This window comes from Aquimarina latercula DSM 2041 (assembly GCF_000430645.1).
In the GTDB taxonomy this organism is placed as follows: Bacteria; Bacteroidota; Bacteroidia; order Flavobacteriales; family Flavobacteriaceae; genus Aquimarina; species Aquimarina latercula.
In genome coordinates, this window is sequence record NZ_KE387186.1 from 25,777 (window position 1) to 45,792 (window position 20,016).

Consider the following 20,016-nt stretch of genomic DNA (forward strand, 5'->3'; position numbering starts at 1 on the left):
GCTTTAACAACCTAATGATACACATCTTTTAATTTCATGGTATATTTAAAAAGAGCATTACTACCTGCAATCTGTAGCTTTTTGCAAATATTTTGGCGATGATTTTTGATAGTTTTTTCGCTTTTAAATAGATCAAATGCAATTTCTTTATTGGTCTTGCCTAATGCTACTTGATTTAATATTTTGATTTCTGTTTTAGATAATTGGTGATATGATTTATCAGAAACTTCGGGAATAGGATTTGCTTTTTCTTTAAACCAAGATTCTCTAAATCGTTTACTTACATAAGGTTTGTTTTGGATAGCTCGCCCAGCACATTTAGTCAGATTTTCTACAGTATCAGCCTTATATAGAATCCACTTTATCTCTAAGTTTTTTAATTCTTTTATCAACCACTCTTCTAAGGTAAATGTCATGATAACAATCTTGGTCTTAGAAGCGTGTCGTTTAGTATATTTTGCTAATTCAATTCCAGAATCATTAGAATTTAGAGTAGCATCAATAACAATAAAATCAGGTTGGGTATCAACAATGACTTTTCGTAAGTTTTCTAAATCACTTATATCTTCATATAAATTAAATTTCATGTCTTTTGGGGCTTCTAGCATGGCTTTGATACCTAACCTTTTTAGAGGATCATCATAGGCCACAACAACGCTATATATTTTCATAGTCTTAGGGATTTGTTATGAAATGTCAATAATAATTCTGGTTCGGTGGGTGGAATGTATTATTGAGAGAAATTAGGGTATTATGTTTGTTGTAAAAAAGCTACTTAGGTTGATGATCTTCCAATAAATACGGGTAGTGCAAATATGCAGTGTAGCGGTTCGTAATATTCATGAGTTTGAGGTTTTGTGTTAGCCTCATAAAGTTAATTGATATTTTAATTGATTTAGGAGAGATAGCTTTCTTTTCGATATAATGATATGTTTTTTAGCTAAAGACAAGAGTTGATATAACATACCTAATTAATACAATGATAGTGTGTTAATTCAATCTCCAAAAGCAAATACCCTAGTATTCCTGTAGGTTTTAGTTAAAACAAATTTTTAGCATTACCGCTTAGATTTGTAAGTTTTTACGTACCGGTTCTAGTCATCTATATTTACTCAAAAATAGATGAATGTATTGATTTTGATTACTTTTTACTTGTATTTTATTGGTAGAAATGCCTGTAATCAAACTTTATGGTGTAGAATAGTTCTATTTTGTTGTTGATATTTCTTGTTATTAATTTAATTCCTAATTTCTTTATCTAGATTACCATAGGTTGTACTATTCGGAATATTTTAAACAAAACATAAACTTTTCTAAAAAACCAGGTTTTTAGATTTTTTATAAAATAGTTAACGGTTTAAGTTATTGTAAATCTGTATCTTAATAAGAAAATAAGATATGAGAAATAAACTACTTACCCTACTGTTTTTAATTGCTTGTATCTCTGGTAATGCCAGTGATGATTATTTAGTAAGCAATAGATTGGAAACTATTAACGATACTACATTTTCTTTTAAACTCGAATCTACGACAGTCCAACGGTCCATTACGATTATATCCGATGTAAGAGAACCTATGTTAATCAAGGTGATAGATGATTCTGGTTTTATTAGAATTCAGAAAAAGCTTCATGTAGATAGAGAAGTTGATATCTCTGGTTTATTAGAAGGTACCTATGTGATTAGAATATATGTAGGAAATCATACTGCAGTAAAAAGATTCTATAAAGGACAAGATGATGTTGACATAAAGTAAAGCAGCGGCTTTCTCTTTAATAAATAATATTTTTCATAACGTTTCGGTTAATGATGTAATATTTACAACCATATAACCGGATATTGATCTTGTATACCTCATCTTTATTCTTTTGATGAGATTAGTTTTCCATTTTTATAGAATTCTTTAGTTACTTCTTCAATAGTAGTGTCCTTTATGACCCAAGTACCGTCTTTTTTATCCTTTTTATATTGTCCTTTAACCTGAATACCTGACATATTATCTTCACTAGAATAAGAACCACATTTCAACCCATTTTTATAGTTGATATTTTCGTGTGTGTCATTTTCACTATGTTCCCAATAGCCATGTTTTTTACCTTTCTTATAAAACCCTTTTTTTGAAAAAGTATGGTTGTCGGATTCAAAATAGTAACCTTCCAAAACATTATCCTTGTAATTTGCTACAAAACTTAATTTTAGCCCTCCAAATAAATTACGATAAGTGATCCATTCTCCTGTTTTTTCACCCTTATCAAAGCGTTTTATTTCAATTGTAATGATGTCTCCTTTTTTACTTCTAGTGGTAATACTAAAATTACCATCCATCTTATTGGTATTTCCATTCTTAGTAAACTCCTCATATTCATAACCCGCTAGTTCCATATACTCATAACCTTTAAAGTTCTGAGAAAAGACCAGTAGGTTATTTAAAACAAAAACTACTAAGACAATATTTTTTATAAATCTATCCTCCATGATACTGTTTTACTTCATTAGTCATAATATCCCATTGCCATTTCCAAAAACTAATTCCCTCTGAATTAGGATTATGAATAGTTTCTCCCCCTGGGACATCATAACCATTATAATCCATTACATTTTCTGTTGTAGCTTTATTAAATGGGTGTTTAGGAATAAACGTTAATCTTGAAGCTTTTTCGCTTTCTAGCTCTTTGATATAATTGTTTTTTCTTTCCCTCACATCTTTTAATGTTTTAGTACTTCCTTTAACAGGCGTGCTATCTGGATAAGTTTTATATTTCTCAAGATACGTTTTTTGCTTTAACAATGTTTTCTCAATCGTCTCCAATCGTTTTGTGTTTTCTTCTTTAGTAGCCCAAGTATGATCCAATCCTAATGTATGTCCTAATTCGTGAGCAAATGAGTTAACATTTTCACTTCCTACAGAGCCGGGAGTCATTAAAATATAATTTAATTCAGTTGGGTATAATTTTGCGTGTCCTTCTCTTCCATCCTTTTGCTGAAATGCACTTAAAAAGAATATGACACCTCCGTATTCTCCATTATTTTGCACATATTCTTTGTATAACTCTCTATCAAAACCATTGTTATATCTAGGGATACCTTTAACTCCATTTGTTACCAATGCCTCAAGTACTCCTTTATTTTCATAAGATTCTACATCGATAATCATTTCTTCTAATCCATCATTTTCAGCCTTTATTAATGATTGATTGAAATATTTAGTATTGAACTTCTGAATCGTACTCTTAACCCATCCATTCGGCATTTGACCAAATGTTCTTTTATTGTAAGTGTTACCAGGTTCATTGCTCATAACTTTTATAAATTTAATCTTTACTGTGTTAACCTCATCATTTTTTACAACAATGATTTCACCTACAGGATTATCATTCTTATCCAATAGCTCAATACTTGTATCTTGACTTAATGGATTTTCACAAATAACTTTTACCTCAACTCTAGTAACTTTTGAAACATCTAGTTTAAAGTTTAGGATAACATTATCTTGATACATTAGCAGAAAGTAGGACAAACAAAACGGGACAGAATAGCATTATTGTTAATGGAGAAGGTTCTGACCTCAACAAAAAAGAGGCGTTAAAAGGCAGAGTGAAACGAAAAACCATCACGCAAATAATGATGTTACGCTTAATAGAGGTGGCTCAGGAAAATGGAGAGCCAGAATTGGAGAAATCTTATTGGAACACTTACTATTGTCAACAAAACATTATTACAGCGGACGGGAGATTATACGGCAAGTATTGTAAAAATCGCTTTTGTACTTTGTGTTGTAGTATTCGAAAGGCTGAGATGATCAATAAATATTATCCAGTAATGAGAGAATGGAAAGAACCATATTTTCTAACTCTAACGGTGAAATCATGTAACGCATATAATTTGCCTAGATATATAAAAAAGTTTACACAAGGTTTTCAAAGAATAACGGGTAAACATAGGAAAAGATTTAGTAGGGGAGACGGAAAAAAATTAATAGGAGTACGCTCCTTAGAATGCAATTTCAATCCCAAAAAGAAAACATATAATCCGCACTTCCATATAATCACTAAGGACAAATATACTGCTGAGGTTTTGTTGGAGGAATGGCTGCAATTATGGACACCAAAATATGCTAATAGAAAAGGGCAGAATATTCAGAAAGTTACTGATTTAGAGAACGGATTAGTTGAAATTATAAAATACGGTAGTAAAATATTTACAGAACCGGATTTAAAGAAAAGAAAGAAAGAATCCAGTACCGCACAAATCTATATCAAAGCTTTAGATACAATACTAACCGCAATGAAAGGTAAGCGTATTTTTGATCGATTTGGTTTTAGCTCGACCAAGAAAACAATAAAGCAAAAATTCTCTGCCAAGTTGCTTAGTAACTACAGTGAATGGGAGTATAACCCAAAGACTTCTGATTGGGAAAATAAGGCTACAGGAGAGCTTTTAAGCGGGTATGAGATGCCATCACATTTATCAGCTCTGCTGACGAATAATATTAATAATTCAATTAGCTAAAATTTATTACAACGCTGCTGGTTGGTTTAAGGTGTCTATAAATTTATCTTGTACAGGCTCTTATAGCTTCATAGAAGGTTCTATATTGATCGTATTTCACTAAGTCACCATTTTTATCTAGTTCAACTGTTTTGTTTTTTAAGAAATCAACAAAAGAAATTCTTTTTATCGCATAATCACGGAACACAAATTCAAGATTACTACTTTCGTTGATCATATTTTTATCATATCTGAAGGAAAAATCTCCATCGAAATTCCCGTACGAATTAACACAAACAGAATCATTAATATTTAATTTAATAGCTACTAAATCCGTTGTTGTAGAATCATTATGAATCACCTTGCCATAAATGAAATCATTTCCAATAGGTTTGTAACTATCCTCAATTTTTATTACTTCCTCAGCTTCTATTATAGGCGGTGGATCGATTGTAGTTTTTGTTTTGCACGAGTTTAGTAATAAGAACGTTATGAATAAATAAAATAATGTTTTCATATCTGATTCTAGTTATAATATTTTATTACTTCCTTCTGCATAATCTTCCATTGCCAATGGAAAAAATCTTTATGGTTATTTTCGTAATCCATAAGATTAGTAGTTTTTGACTGTTCGAATTTAAATCTATTGTTTTCTTCCACTTTTTTATAATCTCGAATGTTATTGTCAATTTTAGTCATTCTATTATTTAGCTTTTCAATATTATCACTCACTTGTGTTTGATTATATCTCGAATCATTTAAATATCCACTATTCTTATCTAATTGATCTTGATAAAACTGTTTACTATTATTCATCCTAGTTACATAATCTGAACTTTCTACAAATGTATGTTGTAAACCTAATGCGTGACCTATTTCATGTGATAGATCAGTTTCTAATGCTGAACTTAGGTATAAATAAACAAATTGATCATTTAACGGTAAACTTTGCGCATCTCCTGCTTTACTATCTACGTGTTCTACTCCTAAATAAAAAACGACTAAACCTTTAAAATTATCACCTAAATTACATCTTTCCTTTAATTCGTCTCTACCTTTACTATTTATTTTAGTTCTATTAGAATTAAACATCTCATCCGGTAAATCATTTAAATTGATAAACTCCAGATTATCAAATTCCTTTTCGATGATATTTGGCTTTATAAGAGCTTGATTTAATGAGTTATTTTCTAAGTGAGTTTCAATATCTGATATACTTCGATTAAATTTTTTCTTCAAATAATTTAAAGATCTTGTTTCATCACTATTAACTATAACAAATTTGACATCTACATCAAAGACCTCATCATTCTTTACCACAATAATTTCACCAACAGGACTATCGTTTTTATCCAGTAATTCAATACTTACATCTTGACTTAAAGCATTCTCGCAAATTACTTTAATTTCGGTTCTATCTATCGATGAAACATCTCCATCAAAACCTTTTGCTTTCTCTTTTTCCAAAGCTTTCTGTTCTTTTACTAAATCTTTTATTGATACCTCATCAGGATCAAATTTTATACCGTCTATGGTTGGTAACTTAATCACATCATCCTTTCGGGCTTTTCCTTCAAGAATATCTAACTTTAAATTTAGTATAACTCCCTCTTGATTAGGAAACATACTTAAATACGGAACAAAGTATTCTTGATTGTTAATTTTAGTTTCTTTATATTCTTTTTTTAGTTCCTCATAATTTTGCGATACTGTTTGATAATTATCTCGCATCCAATCAAAACCAAACTCACCTTTATAATCTCTTTTGCGTTCGAATTGAACCGAGAATAAAATATCCTCTACAACTTCAACACTTGCGGTTTTAGTAATCCCTGCGACTTGTAATTTAAAAGTATTTGTACCCATTAGTTTTGCTGCTTAATTACTTCTAACTCTATTTTTTCAAGGTTACTGCCTATTTCATAGTCAGTTAAAGTATCGTTAACTAATATATCTCCATTATATTTAAAATCTACCGTTTGGTTATCCAGGTTAATCGTCAATTTCTCACCGATTAAGTTTCTGGAATCAATATTTAATAGAATGTTTTCACCTACTATCGTTTCCTCAATTCTCTTATTGTTAGTATCTGTAATGTAATATTCTACAATTCTAGGTTCATTGTCAGATGTTTCACTATCAGCTACTGGAGCAGTATTAGGATATGTAACCCTCCAATACTCTGAGAACTCCGCAGTACCTTCTTTCATTCCTGCTGAGGTAATATTTAGATTAATGGTCATTGGATTCTCACTATCACTAGTAAATTGTTCTACATAATTTACACAACAAGAATCAATAAAATTGAGAGTTCTTCCTTTACCATTTAAAGCTCTTGGTTCTAAACGGATTTTTAGTTGCTTAGACATAAAAGGATCCGTCATCCATTCTAGTAAATCAGCATCTTTTGTAGCTTCTATAATTAGTGATAAACCTAAAAATTGAGGTTTAGAAGACGGGTTTCCATTATAATCACTCTCTTGACTAAAAGTATAAGAAAAATCAAGAATGTTTATCTCTTTATCATCAAAGAGCAGTTTTGCAGTAAAACTCATATATGCCTATGTATAAAAAAGTACAAATATAAAAGTATATCTATGATGTATGTATACGGTAAAACCTTTTATTTATTGTTTTTAGGAATGAGAATTTTGTGAATTTATAATGGGGAAAAAATAGTCTATTTGAAATATTTTCTTATTTTCGTTTCAAGATAAAAGGATTCAGGAAAACAACTATATACTTTATACAGAAGGTGTATGGTGCTTTTTGTTGCTATACTTGTTGGTTGTGCAACATTTTTAAGCTAAATAAAATCAATGAATACTACCGAGAAAGGAGACATTTTAGAAAATAAAGCGGTTAGGGTAATCGAAAAAATTCTGAATGACGGACTTATCGGAATAATGAAAGAATACGCAAGAGTTTTCTCTAAAAAGAAGTATCCATCAAATTTAAGAGGATCAGGAGATGTAGAGTTTGATTTAACAATTGAGATTTGGCCTCCAGATGCAGACCAATACTCAATGATTTACTTCATAGAATGTAAAAACTACAATCATCGAGTTCCAATAAATGAAGTGAAAAAATTCTACGCGGATATTGAAGAAACGAGTGGAATAAACGCCAAAGCTATTATTATATCTAGTTCACCTTTACAAAAAGGTGCATTTGATTATGCAACAGCGAAAGGAATGATGGTTATTGAAGGGGAATCCGTAGACAACTTTAAGATTATACTCTACAAAAGAAACAATGAAGAGAATAATATAATTCCAATAGTTGAAAACACTATGAATAATGAATTTCTTGACGAAGGAGTTATTTCATTGGCTAAAGTTGTTGACAAACAGTTATTGAGTTGTTTAGTTAAACAGGAAACCGAAATAAGCTATGGAATTGATTTACTATCAAAGGAAGATATTAACGCAATCACCATAAATGAGCTTGATAATTTTGATGTGTCATATTTGATTAAAGGTTATGGTTTAAGTGTAGATGATTTGAGCAAATATTTAAAAGCCGAATATGACATTGTAATCGAATATTTTAACCCTGAAGAAAACAAGTATTTAGGCACTTGCGATATTGATAAAAAAATTATTGGAGTGAGTAAAAAACTTATAAACACACCAAGAGAGCTCTTTATAATTGCTCACGAATTTGGACATTTTTTATTACATCAAAAACTTCGAATCAATCAAGAATTAATGAATTCATTTTCTGACTCGAAATATGACTTTACAATCGGAAAGAATCGTCTTGAAAATCCTAGGCATTGGGTTGAGTGGCAAGCAAACTATTTTTCAGCATCATTGTTATTGCCTAAATCATCAATAATTGCAAAAGTTTGGCAATATCAAGGTCTAAAACAAAATTTAGATTTTGATGATATATATTCAAACCAAAAGAAGTTTAGGAAAATTATCGAGAGGTTAGCAAATCATTTTAGCGTTTCAAAAACAAGTATAATGTACCGATTAAAAGAGTTGAATATGATAACCGACAACACAAGTACAAAAAGTATCGGAGAGTTAATAAACCAATGGAAATCCGAATACTTTGCGTAAAAAAGAGTTACAGAACACTATATATAGCAAATAAGGCTATTAGTCTTTAACCAAAAAGTTATTATCAATTAGCGAAGTGACCAAATCTTTTGATTAGGTATGAAAAAAGAAAATTAAAACAAAATACAAAAGATATGGCTTGTGGCTAAACCGAAAATAATCACTTGTTTTCTACCCTACTTGTCATAATATTAAACGTTAGGTTTAAGCTAAAAACTTTATAAAGATAAAATGATAAGTATTTTAAAGAATAATGAAAACTTAACTACTTTCAAATTTTACACTTCTTTTTTAAAAGAAGTAGCACTTTACATAAAAGAAAATGATAACATTGATTTTGAATTTGTTGAACATGGCGATAATCTAGTTCATGAATCTAATTATAGTATAGACCCAATTACTATTCCATTATTATTAAGCTTGATTGAACAACTAAGTAAGTTTTACAAAAAACCAATAGAATTATCATTATATAATAATCAGGCGACAAAAGACGTCTTAAAGTTTTTAATGAGTAGTGATTTCTTCAATATATCAGGCGATAACACAAATCCATATTTTCCATACGGAAGAAATATATTACATTACGATAAAAGATTTTTGGGTGATTTCAACAAGAGAAATCCAAGACCAGAGCATAGAGTTAGGTGCTATTCATTAAATGACAATAATCTATTTGAGAAACTTAAAGAATTCGAGAATGAGGATGAAAAAAGAGACTACCTTATTTCTGAATACACTTATATAGTTAGGGAACATTTTCAAGAATTATTATTTGACAATATAAATACATCTTTAAAATCTGATTTTTATATTGAAATACTTTCTGAATTAATTACTAACGGTGTTTTGCACTCAAAATCAAACACTTTTGCATTGATGTTTGTTAATAAATTTTCTACTAAATTTTCAATTTCAGATAACGGTATTGGTTTTGAAGAATCTTTAAAAACCAAAGAAGAAAATTCTATTTACAAACCCTTAGAATTAAAAAATAAACTTGATGCTATTAAAATTTTACAAGTCAATGATAAAGTTTTAAATAATTTAAACTACATCATGGAAACATTATTTTTCTCTTCTTTAAAAGACAGAAGAGGTTTATTTGACTTAATGACTTCTGTTGTTTTAAACTCTAACGGATACTTCAGATTACATTCAAATAATGCTCAAATTATTATCTCTAATAGAATGAGAGATGAGCTGAAAGAATTAAGTTCTCTCAGAAATACTTTGTTTGATTTGCACAAAAATATTGCAATAAACAAAATAGACGATGAAAGATATAATGGAGAAATGATTTCCATTAAAAATGATATTCTAGAGTTCTTTGTGAAATTTTATTATAACCTATGTAATAAGTATAACAACGATTTCAAATATTCTTCTATTAGATTTTATAATGTAAGATTTAAAGGGGTTCACATTGAAGTAGAAATACCAACTGCTTAATTATGATAGTATCACTAATAGAAACTCCGAATTACAGCTACATAAATCTACATGCTGAAGAAGTGATTTCATCTAATTATTTAAATGATGATAATCAAGGTATTTACATTTTAAGTTTACAATTTGAAACAGTAAACAGACTTTTTAACTTCTTAAAACAATCATCAGCTCAATCTAATAATTTAGTTCTTGATTTTAAAAACATTCAAAATGTCCAATCAAATATAATTGATAAAATAATTGAAATTAGAGACTTAGGATACAAATTAGTTTTAATGAATATATCAGAAAAGCTAATTAAACCTTTAGCATTAAATACAATTGAAAATTCAAAGAACAAACTTACTGATGATGAGTACACCATATTTTATTTTTTCTCTGAACAAGAATCCGATTTATACCAAATAAATATAGAAAGTGGAAATATTTTTTACTATGAGTTTAAAAAACGATTAATAAAATATATTGATGAATATAATAAACCGCATGCATCTTCATTTGTTTACTTACATTCATTTATAGATTTAAAAAAGTTCATCAGTTTTGAAACTCCATTTATTTATTACGCATTATATAGATTAGCAATAAAAATCAAAAAAAATTGGGAATCTAATCTCAAAGACGAGCCAATTCTAGTTGGTCAAAGTCTTACAAGTACGTTCATTGTTTCGGTGTTATCTAAACTATTGAAACTAGATATTCTTGTTTTCGATAAAATTGGTCCAATAAATAAGCTCTACAATAAACTTGAAAAACATAATTACGAAAACAAAAAATATATTGTTGTTTCTGATTTAGTTTGTTTAGGTACTGAAGTCAAAATAACTAAAAACTTAATAGAATTTTCTGGAGGTAAATATTTAGGAAATGTATCTCTAGCTAAAATTGAAACACTAACGAGGGAAGATTTAGATTTAGATTCGATAGATAGAACTATCTCAGTATTTTCTATTACAGATAAAAACAATGTTGAGTTAAATTATTACATATATACAAACTTAAAAAAGCTTAATGGATAGTATAATTCTACATATTTCCGATTTTCACGTATCTCTTGACAAAAAACTTAAAGAAGAACGTGTGAATTCAGATTCCTTTTTGAGAGCTTCCAAAGAGGGACTTTCTCTACAATATATTGATAAATTTATACAAAAGGTGAAACAAGAATTCAGTTCTAAAAACATATATTTATTAGTAACTGGAGATATTACAGATTGTGGTGCTGAACTTGAATTTAATTATGCAAAAACATATTTAGAAAATATAATCACTGAACTGAAGATTAAAAAAGAATGTGTTCTTTTAATTCCGGGCGATCATGATATTAACAGAAAGGATATTGAAAATTTAATATACTCCAAGGAAACTTATAACAAAGAAGAAGTAAACGTTGAGAAATTTAAGAACTTTTCAGCATTCTATGAAGCAATCTTGGGTAAAAAATTCGATCCAAATAAAGTCATATTCGATACTTTGGAAATTGAAAACAGATTTTTGTTGCTAGGTGTAAACTCATCTTATTATGTAGATATAGAAAATACAGAAGGCAAAATAGATGTAGAGAAATTTAAACTTGAGTTAAAAGAAACAACAAAAGATTCCGAATTAAAAAATGTGATTTGCTGTCATCATAACATTACTTCTCTTTACGAAAACAAAAACTCTGGCCAATGGAATACAGAAAATAGATTAGCATTTACTACAGCCTTGGAATCGAACAATATTAAATTTATTTTTTCAGGAAACGAACATACTAGTGGTTGTAAAAAAATAGCTGGAGATTCTATAACAATATCGGACTCAGGGACATTATCTTCTAAAAAGGATGATAGTGCTTTTAAAATATATGAATTGGAAAATAATGATGCTGATAATGTCATTTTAGTAAATCATATTTATGGGTTACAAAAAGTTGGTGGTAATGATGATCCATATTATTGGGATAAAAGAAGTAACACAGGAGCAAAACAACAAGAAAAGTTTGAAATATCTGTTGCTAAACCTCCTGTCTTAGAAGATGAAGTAATTGATTTAGTTGATTTGTCTCAAAAAGAAGAATCACCTTTAGAGAATTCAAAAAAACAAGAAATTGAAATTTCAAACTCAGATGTTGATGTATATTATAATTCTGAATATACCGAGGTTTTATATGATAAAGTAAAAGAATTAAATCTATTTCATTCTGGTCACTTTCATTGGAGCGAAACTTCTAGAGCTCACAATTGGATTGACACCTCGAAACTTATTGAAAATAATGAAGATTTAAGTTTTACCAAAAACGCAATTATAGACGTAATAGAAAAAAAACAATTAGAAAAAAAAATTGACCTAATTATTGGTCTTGGATATGAAGGAAATATAATTTCTTCTAAGGCAACAATTAAATTTAATAAGCCTTATGCTTTTTTACCCTATTCATATAGACACGATGAACATCACCATTATGAAAATGAGTTGAATTATGACAATTCTGCTAAAAAATTTAAAAATGTTTTAATAATCACTGATGTTGTAAATGACGGTCGAACAATTAGAAAATTATTAAAGAAAAGAAAAACATTAAATACTTTTTTTGAAAATGTAAATAAAGTATATGTAATTTCTCTTTTCTATACAGGTGAATCCAAATTAAATAATAATATATTAAATTTCGATTTTGTAAAAAACCTACCTAATTATGATTTTGACAATGACGAAGAAGTTAACAATATTGAATTTTATACTGTTAAAAGTTTAAAAGTAGAAAAATGCCCTTATGGTGCTGATTTTAGGGAAACATGCTTAATTGTCAAAGATGGATTAGGATGCGTTAATTTATTTTATGATGAATCAAAATATTTAGAATAAGCCTATACCCAAAACTATATATATAGCTGGTCAGTCGCTCAACCAAAAGAAAAGGCATGTTTAGAAACTCGCCAAATTTTTAAATTTGACATTTTCCAAGAAAAAGACAAATAATAAAATTAAAAAACCTTTTTTGTGCTTAAACAGGAAAAGAATTTAAGTAAAGTGGGATGGGAGAGGTCTGTAACGTTAAGTAAATGTCTTGAAGACCTTTAAATAATAGTTTATAATTTTACTTTAATCTTTCCTAAAGGTCAACAGCGAAATAAAAATACTTAATCAAAAATTAAAAGAGTGTAAATATTTTACCTATATCAGCTAAATAAAGAGGGATAAAATAAGTAAAGAAAAAGATAAAATACATTTAAAATATTTGGGGAAATATTAGTTTATTAATTTTTAATATTAATAGTCAAAAATGTTTTTAAACATAAGTATATTAGGGTGAATTTGATAATCAGTGTACTGATTTTTTTAAAAAGTTATTGCTGTTTTTTAGACTGTTTTGGTTTAATTAAATCTTGAAATAAATAACCAACTAAAATTAATGATTGTAAATGAACGAAATTAAATATTCCCTTGAGTTTTCTCAGGAATTATCAGCTGTTATCAATGATTTTGTAATTAATTTTAAAGAATTACACGTACATACAGAAATAGTTGATAGAAATGAGGCTAAAAAAATCCGTCTTACCTTTTTTACTGATCCAGAAATGAAAGAGTATTTTATATATAAGCTCAATCGTGAAATAAAACTATCGAAATGATTATCGAACACTAAGTAAATGTTTGTTGCTAATTCCCTTTTTCATTCCCTTTAAAAAATAAACCCCTGATAATCAAGGGTTTATTTTATTAAGTGTGGAGTCGGAGGGATTCGAACCCTCGTCCAAACAAGTAATACAATAGCTTTCTACACGCTTAGTTTTTGTTTAGATTTTCGTGGGATTGCCGGCCAAAAACCGCCAACGCACCCCTTATTCTCAATTGATTTCGAAACTATATCAAGATCCTATAGTTTCTAGGTTTATTTTTACGATACTCAAAACCAAACGCCATAAACCAAGGCTTCTGAAGAGTATCCTGCTTGTCTACCTAGTAGACCGAGGCACTATCCTACTATAATTCGGATTATGCAGCTAGGGCGTAGTTATTCTCGCCGTTTAAAAAAGGTGAAATATGATATTTACGAGCTGTATCTCAGCGCTCGACGTGCTTACCACTCTATTAATCTCGCTGTCAAAACCAGTCGACCCCGATATTTATGTAATTGGTATTCATTTAAAGTTAATTTGACATAAATTACCCTAGTTAGAATACCAAAATGGTTGGCAAAGATAATCATATTTGTCATATCTTAGCCGCGCTTTTAAATAAACAAAATACATACCAAACCTATATGACTACATTCGGAATAATTAAAGAGCGTAAAAACCCGCCAGATCGTCGGGTAGTCTTTTCTCCAAAGGGACTTAGTGACACCATGTCTAAATTTCCTGAGGCATCTTTTATGGTAGAAAGCTCTGATATTAGAATTTTTGATGATGCTGCGTATAGAAATGTAGGTGTAGAAATAACTAATGACATATCTGATTGCGAGGTGCTATTAGGTGTAAAAGAAGTTCCGATTGAAGCATTAATTCCGAATAAAAAATACTTTTTCTTTTCACATACGATAAAAAAGCAACCTTATAATAGAAAATTGCTAAAAGCGATTTTAGATAAGAATATAGAATTATATGATCATGAGGTTATTGTAAATCAAAAAGGGTGGAGACTAATAGGTTTTGGAAGATATGCAGGTATTGTAGGTGCGTATAATGGTTTTAGAGCGTTTGGACTAAAAAACGAAAGTTTTACGCTTCCGAAAGCAGAAACTTTACCAGATCAAAAAGCTCTAGAAGCAGAGTTGTCCAAAATTAATCTACCAAATATCAAAATTGTTCTTACAGGAAATGGTAAAGTAGGGAGTGGAGCTAAAGAGATTTTAGACGCAATGCGAATCAAAGAAGTTTCTGTAGATGAATATCTAAATACAGAATTTGATGAAGCTGTATATACCCAGATTGATGTATTGGATTATAACAAACGAAAAGACGGTCAGTTATTAGATAAAAAGGATTTTTATGATAATCCAGAGGAGTATGATAGCGACTTTATGAGATTTGCCAAAGTAAGTGATGTGTATATGGCAGGTCATTTTTTTGGTGATGGCGCACCTTATATTTATACTAGAGAGGATGCAAAATCCAAAGATTTTAAAATTAAGGTCGTTGCTGATATTTCTTGTGATATCGATGGACCCGTCGCTACAACGATAAGATCATCTACCATAGCAGATCCGATTTATGGATATCATCCTAATAGAGAAGAAGAAGTAGATTTTAAAGATCCAAAAGCTATTGTGGTAATGGCAGTGGATAATTTACCTTGCGAGTTGCCAAAAGATGCGAGTGAAGGTTTTGGAACGATGTTTATGGAGCACGTAATACCTGCTTTTTTTAATAATGATATTGATGGAGTATTAGAAAGAGCGAGAATGACCCAATCTGGTAAGCTTACTGATCGGTATAGTTACTTACAGGATTATGTTGATGGAAAAGAATAGTTTATATAACGCAAATTATACGAAGAATGACGACTAAGCAACTTGTTGATCAAATTTGGAAAAAGAAATCCTTTCTATGTGTAGGTCTAGATGTGGATCTAAACAAAGTACCGAAACATATACTAGAGACAGAAGATCCTATTTTCGAATTCAATAAAAAAATCATTGATGCTACACATCATTTAGCAGTTGCATATAAGCCGAACATAGCGTTTTATGAGGCCTATGGCTTAAAAGGTTGGCAGTCTTTAGAAAAAACTATCCAATATTTAAACACGAATCATCCTGAGGTGTTTACAATAGCGGATGCTAAAAGAGGTGATATTGGTAATACAAGTTCTATGTATGCCAAAGCGTTTTTTGAAGATTTAGAGTTTGATTCTATAACCGTAGCTCCTTATATGGGTAAGGATTCTATAGAACCTTTTTTAGCTTTTGAAGACAAACATACGATTATGCTTGCGCTGACTTCTAACCAAGGAGCTTTTGATTTTCAGACTAAAATGGTTGATGGGACAGAATTGTATAAGCAAGTATTAGAGACTTCTAAAGGCTGGAAAAATGCAGATAACTTGATGTATGTGGTTGGAGCTACAAAAGCAGAATACCTGGCGGATATAAGAAAGATTATTCCTGATAGTTTTTTATTAGTTCCTGGAGTTGGAGCGCAAGGTGGAAATCTACAAGATGTATGTAAATATGGTATAAATGATCAGATTGGTCTATTAATTAATTCATCTAGAGGAATCATCTATGCTTCTGATGGATTGGATTTTGATACCGTTGCTGGCGAAAAAGCAAAAGAGCTTCAGTTACAAATGGAAGAAATATTAGATGCAAGAAAATAACAAAAGGAGATTACTTGTAATCTCCTTTTGCTGTAGTTTTTAAAATTAAAAACTAGCGTCTATTGGCTTTAAATACTTGTTTTGCATATCCTATAAGTCCATACGTGATGAAAATTACAAAAAACGCTAAACAAGCATAGATAATAATGTTAAGTAATATTGAATTCATAGCCCCAAAATTTTAAATTAATATTTCTTCTTATAAGATACGGTTTTTTTAGAGAATATTAGCTTTAAATATTTAATTTTTAGATAGTTGTGTTTTTTTTTAGTATTGTAGCTAGTCTCAATTAAAGTATGATTTATATAGATCAATTAGATAGAAAAATTACCTTAGTTTCTACTCCTGTAAGAATAATATCATTGGTGCCTTCTCAGACAGAGCTTTTGGTTGATTTAGGTTTGTCTGATTTTATTGTTGGAGTTACTAAGTTCTGTGTGCATCCAGATACAATAAGAAAGGAAAAGGTTGTCGTCGGAGGAACAAAAAGTATACACTTACAAAGAATCAAAGAATTGAATCCGGATATCATTTTATGTAATAAAGAAGAAAATACCAAAGAGATTGTCGAAACATTGGAACAAAATTATTCTGTACATGTTTCAGACATTGCTACCATAGCAGAGTCACTGGAGTTAATCAGTCAATATGGCGAAATTTTTGACAGAAGGAATAATGCAAAAAAGCTTACAGATAAAATTAAACTAGAAGCAAAAGAGTTTTCTGAATTTATACAAAACAAACCAAAAAAGAAGGTTGCCTATTTTATTTGGAGAAAACCTTGGATGGTGGCCGGAAAAGGAACATTTATTCATCATTTATTGGAGATAAATGGTTTTATAAATGTATTCGGTAATCAAGAACGATATCCTAATATTCCAGAAGAAGATCTAGCCGCCTTATCTAATCTTGATTTTATCTTGTTGTCATCAGAGCCTTTTCCTTTTTCTGAAGAACACCAGGAAGAAATGACTAAATTAGTGCATGAAGTTAAAACACTTTTGGTAGATGGGGAATATTTTTCTTGGTATGGGTCTCGATTGGCTAAAGCATTTACTTATTTTAGATCACTTCATGAAAACTAATACATTGAACAATACATTAAATACTGTTAATCCTTCTTATACTGTATAAGAAGTAGTTATCTTTACGTCATCAATCAGTCTATGCTTAATTATTCTATATATCGCCATCCAGATAATACCAAATGGGTGACCTTTGTTCACGGAGCAGGCGGAAGCTCTTCTATATGGTTCAAACAGGTTAGAGAGTTTAGAAAGCATTATAACGTGCTATTATTGGACTTAAGAGGTCATGGTAAATCTAAACCAGCAATTAAAGATGCTTTTAACTTTAAATACACTTTTGATTTTATAACAGATGATATTCTAGAAGTTATAGACCATGAACAGATAGAATCGTCTCATTTTATAGGAATCTCACTAGGTACCATTTTAATCAGAAATCTTGCTGAGAAATATCCAGATCGGGTGGATAGTATGATTATGGGAGGTGCAATAATGAAATTAAACTTTAGATCTCAGGTCCTTATGAAATTAGGAGTTGTGTTTAAATCAGTGATTCCATATATGTTTTTGTATAAGTTTTTTGCATTTATTATCATGCCTAAAAAGAATCATAAGCAATCGAGATTATTATTTGCAAACGAAGCTAAAAAGTTATATCAAAAAGAGTTTATTCGTTGGTTTCGGCTGACTTCTGAGATAAATCCTTTACTACGTTTTTTTAGAGATAAGGATATAAAAATACCTACACTTTATGTAATGGGAGAAGAGGATTATCTGTTTTTACCATCTATAGAAAAAATAGTTTCTTTACATGAATTTTCTAATCTCTTTGTGGTTAAGAACTCTGGACATGTTGTAAATGTAGAGCAGCCAGAGATTTTTAATGAAGAATCCTTATCCTTTTTGAATCGGTTCTCTCTATAATGTCAAATACATTCATCTTATGACTGATGCTGTAGTTTTTTAATTTCGATTAAAAGTTTGCTTGCTTCCTCGTGTAAAAGATCACTTTTTTCTTTATTCTTAATCGCAAGATTATATGCGTTTTTCATTAGCCTACAATATCGTTTTTGTAGTTTATCAAGATTAGATTTGTCTTTAGTCCAATAGAACATATACTCTCTCTTTTTCTTTTATACAAAAGTATTAGCTAGGATTCTAAATGATTCTTAAGACTACGTTAAGTTTGTTTAATACAATATTAAAAAAGGATAGTGCAATTGCATATACACTATCCTTTTTTATGGCTAATCAAATAATTTATTGTGTTTAGTATCCGTCGTTTTGCTCCAGATTAGGATTTACATTTCTTTCTCTTTGTGGTATTGGTAACACTAATCTATCATCATCAAATGGTAAAGCTCCTACAGAAACTTCTAATCTTTTAAAATCATGTAATTTGTGTCCTTCAAAAGATAATTCACGTAGTCTCTCTAATATAATATCTACATAAGCTACATCTGTTAGCGCAAAAGCATTTGATCTAGTACGTACTAGATTTACATCACTTGTTGGATCCGCTCCAACTGCAGTACTAAGGACAAAATTAGATTCGGCACGTATTAAATGCATTTCTGGTAATCTGATAAATGGAATGTTAGAGTTTCCGAATATCCATTTATAAGATGCTATTCCAGATCCTGTTTCTGAATCTACATAAAAGTAACCTGCTCTTAGATCATTGAAGTCATCAAATATTCCAAAAAATGCATCTTCGATAGATATATCTGGATTTCCAGGTCTTCCGCCGAATCTGTCCGTAGCCCAAAATGTATTCATGCTATTAGCACCATCAGAATCTGTTACTTGCCAAGCAAAGATATCTTCAGTAGAGTTGTCATCATTATTATAGGCATCATCGAGAGTTTCGGTTAGAGCGAATCGCCCTGATTGTATTACTTCATTAGATAAATCTCTAGCTTGTTCATAATTACCAATCTGTAAATGGATTCTTGCTAATAAGGATTTAGCAGCATTTATAGATGCAAAAACACCATTGGTTTCAGGTAATAATACAATCGCATCTTCTAGATCATTGATGATGAAATCATATACTTCCCCAATTGTATTTCTAGATGGATAAGTAATATCCTCATATTGGATTACTGGTGTTCTTATAATAGGTACACCCAGTTCGCCGTCATTTATTCTGTTGTTATTATGTTTAGAGAAAAAACGTAATAAATCAAAATAGGTTACTGCTCTTAAAAACTTAGCTTGACCTTCTACCGAATTTTTACTATCCAGATTTTCAAAAACATCTAGGTTGTCTAAGACGATATTAGCTTGATTACTGATGTCATATCCATTTAACCATAAGTTAGCGACAAAGGTATTATTAGTGTTGATCACCTTGTTGTTAAACTCTCCAGGATCAGAAAATGTTCCGTTCCATTTTAATTCTTGATCATTTCCTAGCAATTCGGCGATTGTATATAGTTGACCACCATAACTAGCCGCTTGTCCCGCTTGTGCATATGCTCCAATAAGAATGTTGGTTACTTTCTCAGGAGTATCGAACGCGTCATCTGTTGTTAATGATTGATCCGGGTCAGTGTCTAGTCTGTTCTCACAACCGATGTTTGCAATTGTAAGAGTAAAGATTAGTATAATTTTTATGTATGTTTTCATTTTTTTTGACTTTTAGGTTAGTACTAAATTTTAAAAACCTGTTT

General features: G+C 30.0%; 19 protein-coding genes and 1 other RNA gene. 11 read left to right on the plus strand and 9 right to left on the minus strand.

Going from position 1 to position 20,016, the window contains the following annotated elements; all coding sequences use genetic code 11:
* Window positions 1-11: 11 nt before the first annotated feature.
* Window positions 12-671, minus strand: coding sequence for a response regulator transcription factor (locus H526_RS31260; RefSeq protein ID WP_027395410.1), 660 nt, complete (start codon window positions 669-671; stop codon window positions 12-14).
* Between the two features lie 727 nt (window positions 672-1,398).
* Here H526_RS31260 and H526_RS0124745 point away from each other — a divergent pair.
* Window positions 1,399-1,755 carry a T9SS type A sorting domain-containing protein gene (locus H526_RS0124745; protein ID WP_027395411.1) on the plus strand — a complete coding sequence of 119 codons (357 nt, stop codon included), beginning with the start codon at window positions 1,399-1,401 and terminating at the stop codon, window positions 1,753-1,755.
* A gap of 104 nt (window positions 1,756-1,859) precedes the next feature.
* Here H526_RS0124745 and H526_RS0124750 read toward each other — a convergent pair whose 3' ends face one another.
* Complete coding sequence (locus tag H526_RS0124750) at window positions 1,860-2,474, minus strand: hypothetical protein (RefSeq protein ID WP_027395412.1); 615 nt, start codon at window positions 2,472-2,474, stop codon at window positions 1,860-1,862.
* The gene (locus H526_RS0124755; RefSeq protein WP_027395413.1) at window positions 2,464-3,498 is read right to left on the minus strand and encodes a reprolysin-like metallopeptidase; all 1,035 of its coding nucleotides are present in this window, start codon (window positions 3,496-3,498) and stop codon (window positions 2,464-2,466) included. The genes H526_RS0124750 and H526_RS0124755 overlap by 11 nt, the downstream gene beginning before the upstream one ends.
* 95 nt (window positions 3,499-3,593) lie before the next feature.
* Here H526_RS0124755 and H526_RS0124760 point away from each other — a divergent pair, with 95 nt between their 5' ends.
* On the plus strand, window positions 3,594-4,508 hold the full coding sequence (locus H526_RS0124760) for a protein rep (RefSeq protein ID WP_155839782.1): 915 nt from the start codon (window positions 3,594-3,596) through the stop codon (window positions 4,506-4,508).
* Window positions 4,509-4,551: 43 nt separating this feature from the next.
* Here H526_RS0124760 and H526_RS0124765 read toward each other — a convergent pair whose 3' ends face one another.
* The 3 genes from H526_RS0124765 to tssD are packed head-to-tail and all read right to left on the minus strand — an operon-like array spanning window position 4,552 to window position 7,042.
* Window positions 4,552-5,004 carry a hypothetical protein gene (locus H526_RS0124765; protein WP_027395415.1) on the minus strand — a complete coding sequence of 151 codons (453 nt, stop codon included), beginning with the start codon at window positions 5,002-5,004 and terminating at the stop codon, window positions 4,552-4,554.
* Window positions 5,005-5,012: 8 nt separating this feature from the next.
* Window positions 5,013-6,353, minus strand: a complete 1,341-nt coding sequence (locus H526_RS0124770; RefSeq protein ID WP_027395416.1) for a hypothetical protein — start codon at window positions 6,351-6,353, stop codon at window positions 5,013-5,015.
* On the minus strand, window positions 6,353-7,042 hold the full coding sequence (gene tssD, locus H526_RS31265) for a type VI secretion system tube protein TssD (RefSeq protein ID WP_051336347.1): 690 nt from the start codon (window positions 7,040-7,042) through the stop codon (window positions 6,353-6,355). Before tssD ends, H526_RS0124770 begins: the two co-directional genes overlap by 1 nt.
* 264 nt (window positions 7,043-7,306) lie before the next feature.
* Between tssD and H526_RS0124780 the strand changes: the two genes are divergently transcribed.
* The 5 genes from H526_RS0124780 to H526_RS0124800 all read left to right on the plus strand — a co-directional run bounded on the left by H526_RS0124780 (window position 7,307) and on the right by H526_RS0124800 (window position 13,623).
* Window positions 7,307-8,557: an ImmA/IrrE family metallo-endopeptidase gene (locus H526_RS0124780; RefSeq protein ID WP_027395417.1), complete on the plus strand. Its 1,251-nt coding sequence runs from the start codon at window positions 7,307-7,309 to the stop codon at window positions 8,555-8,557.
* A gap of 231 nt (window positions 8,558-8,788) precedes the next feature.
* Window positions 8,789-10,009, plus strand: a complete 1,221-nt coding sequence (locus H526_RS0124785) for a hypothetical protein (RefSeq protein ID WP_027395418.1) — start codon at window positions 8,789-8,791, stop codon at window positions 10,007-10,009.
* Between the two features lie 2 nt (window positions 10,010-10,011).
* Window positions 10,012-11,028, plus strand: coding sequence for a hypothetical protein (locus tag H526_RS0124790; RefSeq protein WP_027395419.1), 1,017 nt, complete (start codon window positions 10,012-10,014; stop codon window positions 11,026-11,028).
* Entirely contained in the window at window positions 11,021-12,856 is a 1,836-nt protein-coding gene (locus tag H526_RS0124795; protein WP_027395420.1) for a metallophosphoesterase, read from the plus strand. The genes H526_RS0124790 and H526_RS0124795 overlap by 8 nt, the downstream gene beginning before the upstream one ends.
* A gap of 557 nt (window positions 12,857-13,413) precedes the next feature.
* Window positions 13,414-13,623: a hypothetical protein gene (locus H526_RS0124800; protein WP_027395421.1), complete on the plus strand. Its 210-nt coding sequence runs from the start codon at window positions 13,414-13,416 to the stop codon at window positions 13,621-13,623.
* A 92-nt stretch (window positions 13,624-13,715) separates the two neighbouring features.
* Here the strand turns inward: H526_RS0124800 and ssrA are convergent.
* Window positions 13,716-14,113, minus strand: a transfer-messenger RNA (tmRNA) gene (ssrA, locus tag H526_RS31570).
* 142 nt (window positions 14,114-14,255) lie between these two features.
* On the opposite strand from ssrA, the gene H526_RS0124805 reads away from it, so the two are divergent.
* The 4 genes from H526_RS0124805 to H526_RS0124820 all read left to right on the plus strand — a co-directional run bounded on the left by H526_RS0124805 (window position 14,256) and on the right by H526_RS0124820 (window position 18,265).
* Window positions 14,256-15,464, plus strand: a complete 1,209-nt coding sequence (locus H526_RS0124805) for an NAD(P)-dependent oxidoreductase (RefSeq protein WP_027395422.1) — start codon at window positions 14,256-14,258, stop codon at window positions 15,462-15,464.
* 26 nt (window positions 15,465-15,490) lie between these two features.
* Window positions 15,491-16,312 (plus strand): orotidine-5'-phosphate decarboxylase, encoded by an 822-nt coding sequence (pyrF, locus tag H526_RS0124810; RefSeq protein WP_027395423.1) that lies wholly within the window; start codon window positions 15,491-15,493, stop codon window positions 16,310-16,312.
* A 297-nt stretch (window positions 16,313-16,609) separates the two neighbouring features.
* A complete protein-coding gene (locus H526_RS0124815) occupies window positions 16,610-17,398 on the plus strand; it encodes an ABC transporter substrate-binding protein (protein ID WP_027395424.1) in 789 nt (262 codons plus the stop codon).
* An 81-nt stretch (window positions 17,399-17,479) separates the two neighbouring features.
* The gene (locus tag H526_RS0124820; RefSeq protein WP_027395425.1) at window positions 17,480-18,265 is read left to right on the plus strand and encodes an alpha/beta fold hydrolase; all 786 of its coding nucleotides are present in this window, start codon (window positions 17,480-17,482) and stop codon (window positions 18,263-18,265) included.
* Between the two features lie 17 nt (window positions 18,266-18,282).
* Here H526_RS0124820 and H526_RS32005 read toward each other — a convergent pair whose 3' ends face one another.
* Together H526_RS32005 and H526_RS0124830 are read right to left on the minus strand one after the other, a co-directional pair.
* Entirely contained in the window at window positions 18,283-18,456 is a 174-nt protein-coding gene (locus H526_RS32005; protein ID WP_108801552.1) for a Lacal_2735 family protein, read from the minus strand.
* 154 nt (window positions 18,457-18,610) lie between these two features.
* Entirely contained in the window at window positions 18,611-19,972 is a 1,362-nt protein-coding gene (locus H526_RS0124830; RefSeq protein WP_027395426.1) for a RagB/SusD family nutrient uptake outer membrane protein, read from the minus strand.
* Between the last annotated feature and the right edge of the window lie 44 nt (window positions 19,973-20,016).

Excerpts from the sequence above, each read along its gene's own strand:
- H526_RS0124830 (WP_027395426.1), bottom strand. The coding sequence starts at position 19,972 with ATGAAAACATACATAAAAATTATACTAATCTTTACTCTTACAATTGCA.
- H526_RS32005 (WP_108801552.1), bottom strand. The coding sequence starts at position 18,456 with ATGTTCTATTGGACTAAAGACAAATCTAATCTTGATAAACTACAAAAA.
- H526_RS0124765 (WP_027395415.1), bottom strand. The coding sequence starts at position 5,004 with ATGAAAACATTATTTTATTTATTCATAACGTTCTTATTACTAAACTCG.
- H526_RS0124785 (WP_027395418.1), top strand. The coding sequence starts at position 8,789 with ATGATAAGTATTTTAAAGAATAATGAAAACTTAACTACTTTCAAATTT.
- tssD (WP_051336347.1), bottom strand. The coding sequence starts at position 7,042 with ATGAGTTTTACTGCAAAACTGCTCTTTGATGATAAAGAGATAAACATT.
- H526_RS0124770 (WP_027395416.1), bottom strand. The coding sequence starts at position 6,353 with ATGGGTACAAATACTTTTAAATTACAAGTCGCAGGGATTACTAAAACC.
- H526_RS0124800 (WP_027395421.1), top strand. The coding sequence starts at position 13,414 with ATGAACGAAATTAAATATTCCCTTGAGTTTTCTCAGGAATTATCAGCT.
- pyrF (WP_027395423.1), top strand. The coding sequence starts at position 15,491 with ATGACGACTAAGCAACTTGTTGATCAAATTTGGAAAAAGAAATCCTTT.
- H526_RS0124745 (WP_027395411.1), top strand. The coding sequence starts at position 1,399 with ATGAGAAATAAACTACTTACCCTACTGTTTTTAATTGCTTGTATCTCT.
- H526_RS0124780 (WP_027395417.1), top strand. The coding sequence starts at position 7,307 with ATGAATACTACCGAGAAAGGAGACATTTTAGAAAATAAAGCGGTTAGG.
- H526_RS0124815 (WP_027395424.1), top strand. The coding sequence starts at position 16,610 with ATGATTTATATAGATCAATTAGATAGAAAAATTACCTTAGTTTCTACT.
- H526_RS0124805 (WP_027395422.1), top strand. The coding sequence starts at position 14,256 with ATGACTACATTCGGAATAATTAAAGAGCGTAAAAACCCGCCAGATCGT.
- H526_RS31260 (WP_027395410.1), bottom strand. The coding sequence starts at position 671 with ATGAAAATATATAGCGTTGTTGTGGCCTATGATGATCCTCTAAAAAGG.
- H526_RS0124755 (WP_027395413.1), bottom strand. The coding sequence starts at position 3,498 with ATGTATCAAGATAATGTTATCCTAAACTTTAAACTAGATGTTTCAAAA.
- H526_RS0124750 (WP_027395412.1), bottom strand. The coding sequence starts at position 2,474 with ATGGAGGATAGATTTATAAAAAATATTGTCTTAGTAGTTTTTGTTTTA.
- H526_RS0124790 (WP_027395419.1), top strand. The coding sequence starts at position 10,012 with ATGATAGTATCACTAATAGAAACTCCGAATTACAGCTACATAAATCTA.
- H526_RS0124795 (WP_027395420.1), top strand. The coding sequence starts at position 11,021 with ATGGATAGTATAATTCTACATATTTCCGATTTTCACGTATCTCTTGAC.
- H526_RS0124820 (WP_027395425.1), top strand. The coding sequence starts at position 17,480 with ATGCTTAATTATTCTATATATCGCCATCCAGATAATACCAAATGGGTG.